This is a genomic window from Mesorhizobium sp. M1A.F.Ca.IN.022.07.1.1 (genome assembly GCF_003997575.1).
Taxonomy (GTDB): domain Bacteria; phylum Pseudomonadota; class Alphaproteobacteria; order Rhizobiales; family Rhizobiaceae; genus Mesorhizobium.
This window is the reverse complement of record NZ_RZST01000455.1, coordinates 1-3,827: the sequence shown is the minus strand read 5'-3', so window position 1 is coordinate 3,827 and position 3,827 is coordinate 1. Positions and strand designations below refer to the sequence as shown.

The following is a 3,827-nucleotide window of genomic DNA, read 5'->3' as shown; positions in this document are numbered from 1 at the left end:
CCACTTCGCATAATTTGTCGACGATGGCCTTCGGCGTCGGCAGGTCCGGATTGCCCATGCCAAGGTCGATGATGTCGGCACCGCGCGAGCGGGCGCTGGCCTTCAGCCGATTCACCTGCTCGAACACGTAAGGCGGAAGCCGGCGGACCTTGTGAAATTCTTCCATTGGAGTTCCAGACGATCAAAGGGGGCGCTTTTCGGCGCGCGATATAGACCTAATTGCAGTTAGGGTCGAGGGCAGGATCGCATTTGCCTTCGATCTGCTTCAGCGCGTCGTCGCCATGCGTCCTGGCGAGCGTGTTCAGCGCCGCCGTATTGGCGGCTGGCTTCGCGCGGCCGCCCTTGGCAAGCTGCGCCTGCTGCTCGGCCTTGAGCTGGGCAAGCTTGGCCGCAGTCTCTTCCTTCGTCAGCTGCTTGGCGGCTACCGGCGGCGGAATGTTGAGGTTCGGATAGGAGCCGGTGTCCTTCGGCCCCTCGGTCACCGCGGTCGGCCTCGCATTGCTGGTGTTGCTGCTGGTCTCGCAGCCGCCCGCAAGCAACGGCGTGCATAGCACCGCGGCTGCGGCGGCGATGCGGCAAATCGAACCGGCGCCGAGAAAATAAGTCCCGCCAACATTAATCGTCATATTGTTTTCCTGGCAGCCGGGTTAGAGCGTGTTGGACCCGGTCAGATGTCCCATGGTAATATGTCAAGAAAACGCTCCGGGAGGAACCCCGCAAACCATGTCCAAAGCGCCCGATTCGGACAAAGCGGAAAATGGCGGACCTTCGACCGTCGAGCAATATCTGGTGAAAGATCCCGAACGCTTCGCGTTGAACATGGCGCGCATGATCGAGCAGGCCGGCAAGGCGGCCTCCGCCTGGGCCGAGCCGCGCGAAAAGGGTGAGGTGCGCGACCACGTCGCCGAACCCGTGGTCGACATGGTCAAGACCTTCTCCAAGCTCTCGGAGTACTGGCTGGCCGACCCGCAGCGCGCGCTTGAAGCCCAGACGCGGCTGTTCGCCGGCTACATGACGGTCTGGGCGAACGCCATCCAGAAGGTCAGCCCCAGCTCCAACGCCGAAGCCCCCGAGGACGCGGTCAAGCCCGAGCGCGGCGACAAGCGCTTCCAGGATCCGGAATGGGGCCGCAATGCCTTCTTCGACTTCCTGAAACAGGCCTATCTCGTGACCTCGCGCTGGGCCTCCGATCTCGTCGATCATGCCGAGGGCCTCGACGAGCACACCCGCCACAAGGCGAGCTTCTACGTCAAGCAGGTTTCCAACGCCATCGCGCCGTCGAATTTCATTCTGACCAATCCCGAGCTGTTCCGCGAGACCGTCGCCTCCAACGGCGAGAATTTGGTGCGCGGCATGAAGATGCTGGCCGAGGACATCGCCGCCGGCAGGGGCGACCTGAAGCTGCGCCAGGCGGACTACGCGCCGTTCGAGATCGGCAAGAACATCGCCACGACACCCGGCAAGGTCATCGGCCGCAGCGATGTCGCCGAGATCATCCAATACGATCCGACGACGGAGACGGTGCTGAAGCGCCCCCTGCTCATTTGCCCGCCGTGGATCAATAAATACTATATCCTCGACCTCAACCCGCAGAAATCCTTCATCCGCTGGGCCATCGAGCAGGGCCACACGGTCTTCGTCATCTCCTGGATCAACCCGGACGAGCGCCACGGCGCCAAAGGCTGGGAGGCCTATATCCGCGAGGGCCTGCAATATGGCCTCGACATGGTCGAGAAGGCGACCGGCGAGAAGGAGGTCAACGCCATCGGCTATTGCGTCGGCGGCACTCTATTGGCCGCGGCGCTCGCGCTGCTGGCGCAGGAAGGCGACCACCGCATCAGGTCGGCGACCTTCTTCACCACTCAGGTCGACTTCACCTATGCCGGCGATCTCAAGGTCTTCGTCGACGAGGACCAGGTTGCCGCGGTGGAGCGCTCGATGAGCGAAAAGGGCTATCTCGACGGCACCAAGATGGCGACCGCCTTCAACATGCTGCGCTCGGGCGACCTGATCTGGCCCTATGTCATCAACAACTATATGCGCGGCAAGGATCCCCTGCCCTTCGACCTGCTCTACTGGAATGCCGATTCGACCCGCATGGCGGCGGCCAACCATTCCTTCTATCTGCGCAATTGCTATCTCGAGAACAATCTCTCCCGCGGCACGATGGAGCTTGCCGGCCGCACCGTCTCGCTGGCCGACATCACGATCCCCGTCTACAACCTCGCCACGAAGGAAGACCACATCGCGCCGGCGCTCTCGGTGTTCCTCGGCTCGCGCTATTTCGGTGGCGACGTCGAATATGTCATCGCGGGCTCCGGCCACATCGCCGGCGTCGTCAATCCGCCGGCGGCGCACAAGTACCAGTACTGGACCGGCGGCAAGCCGGTGGGGGATTTCAGCACCTGGTTCGCCGGCGCGCACGAGCATGCCGGCTCATGGTGGACGCACTGGCAGCACTGGATCGAAAGCCAGGACAACATCCATGTGCCCGCCCGCAAACCGGGCAAGCGTATGAAAACCTTGGGGGACGCGCCGGGCACCTATGTCAAGGTGCGTGTGTAACCGGCTGTAATGTCTGGTGAGTTGACGGGCCGCCCAAACAGGGCGAAATGGTGCTGTTAATCGTTTTCGTAGCCTCAGCTCGCCTGCAGACAAACAATAAATCCGAGGCTTTGCAGATCGATACAGATCCCGTTTCCGGTTCGGGAACAGGAGGTCGCCGCCAGAGGCACTGGAGTGCTGCGGCGACGATGTACGGACCGGATGCCAAGGGGGAATTTTATTTTGAAATCAGCAGGTTGGCGCCTCGCACGAAGGGAAAGCCGCAGCATCGTGGCAGCGCTCTTATCCGTGCTTCTGGCCTCCTGCACCTCGACCGGCGACCCGACGATGTCGGTCGTCACGCCCGCCTACAATTCAACCGCCACCGAGATGAGCGCGGCTTCCAGCGCCCAGTCCGAGGCGTCGGCCGATTCGACCTCGCAGGCGGCGTCGACCTCCCCGGCATCCCCAGAGGCGGCATCGACCGTGATGGGCGAAGACGACACACCGTTGCCGGAAAAAGTTGCCTATGTGCCGGAAACCCGGCCCGGAGCAGCCTTCCCCGCGGTAGCGGTTCCTGCTGACGCCGGCTCGATCGCCGGCAACACGCCGCAACCGCTGGTACATCCGCCGCAGACGGCAGAGGAGACGAAAGCGGCCACCGACAAAGTCGCTGCCGGCGATGCCGCCGCGGTCGCATCGCAAGCGCAGGCGACCGTGCAGGCGATGAGCAAAGGCGTCTACGTGACAGCGGGCGAGCCCCAGCAGCAGCCGATCGACGCGCCGAAGAAGGGGCTGTTTGCTTCTCTGTTCAGCACCACGCCGGCCTCGGCCGCGCCTGCCCCGCTGATCAACACGCGCTCCAGCGACCAGCCCGCCGCCCAGGCCAAGACCACGTCGCCGGCGACAAAGCCGATCGTCACCCTCGCCTCCGCGACCCCGGGCGACAAGCCGGTGCAACTGGCTTCCCTCGGTGACGACAGCAGCAACCACATCACCGGCGCCGATGCCTTGCCCGGCGTGCGCCAGACGGCGCTGTTCGAGATCAAGCGCAAGTCCGGCATCGACGACGAGAGCGACGTCGATCTCAACGAGGACGAAGGCGGCGGCTCCTACCAGGTGGCGTCGGCCGCCGGTATGGCAAGGCTCGCGCCCAACGGCCTCTTGAGACAGAACGAAAGTGTCGACGTCGCCTGCCTGAAGCCTTCGCTGGTGCGCGTGCTGAAGACGATCGAGGGTCATTTCGGCCGCAAGATGATCGTCACCTCCGGCTATCGCGACCC

General features: G+C 63.7%; 3 protein-coding genes and 1 pseudogene. 2 read left to right on the top strand and 2 right to left on the bottom strand.

What is annotated here, in order from left to right; translation table 11 throughout:
* Together EOA75_RS30205 and EOA75_RS30200 are read right to left on the bottom strand one after the other, a co-directional pair.
* Positions 1-166, bottom strand: a pseudogene (locus EOA75_RS30205) (aminotransferase); the annotation flags it as partial.
* Between the two features lie 49 nt (positions 167-215).
* Positions 216-626 carry a hypothetical protein gene (locus tag EOA75_RS30200; protein ID WP_164747672.1) on the bottom strand — a complete coding sequence of 137 codons (411 nt, stop codon included), beginning with the start codon at positions 624-626 and terminating at the stop codon, positions 216-218.
* Between the two features lie 97 nt (positions 627-723).
* Between EOA75_RS30200 and phaC the strand changes: the two genes are divergently transcribed.
* Positions 724-2,565, top strand: coding sequence for a class I poly(R)-hydroxyalkanoic acid synthase (phaC, locus tag EOA75_RS30195; protein ID WP_127325859.1), 1,842 nt, complete (start codon positions 724-726; stop codon positions 2,563-2,565).
* 270 nt (positions 2,566-2,835) lie between these two features.
* Positions 2,836-3,827 (top strand): peptidase M15A (locus EOA75_RS30190; protein WP_245466781.1); only part of this gene is annotated, 992 nt, incomplete at its 3' end.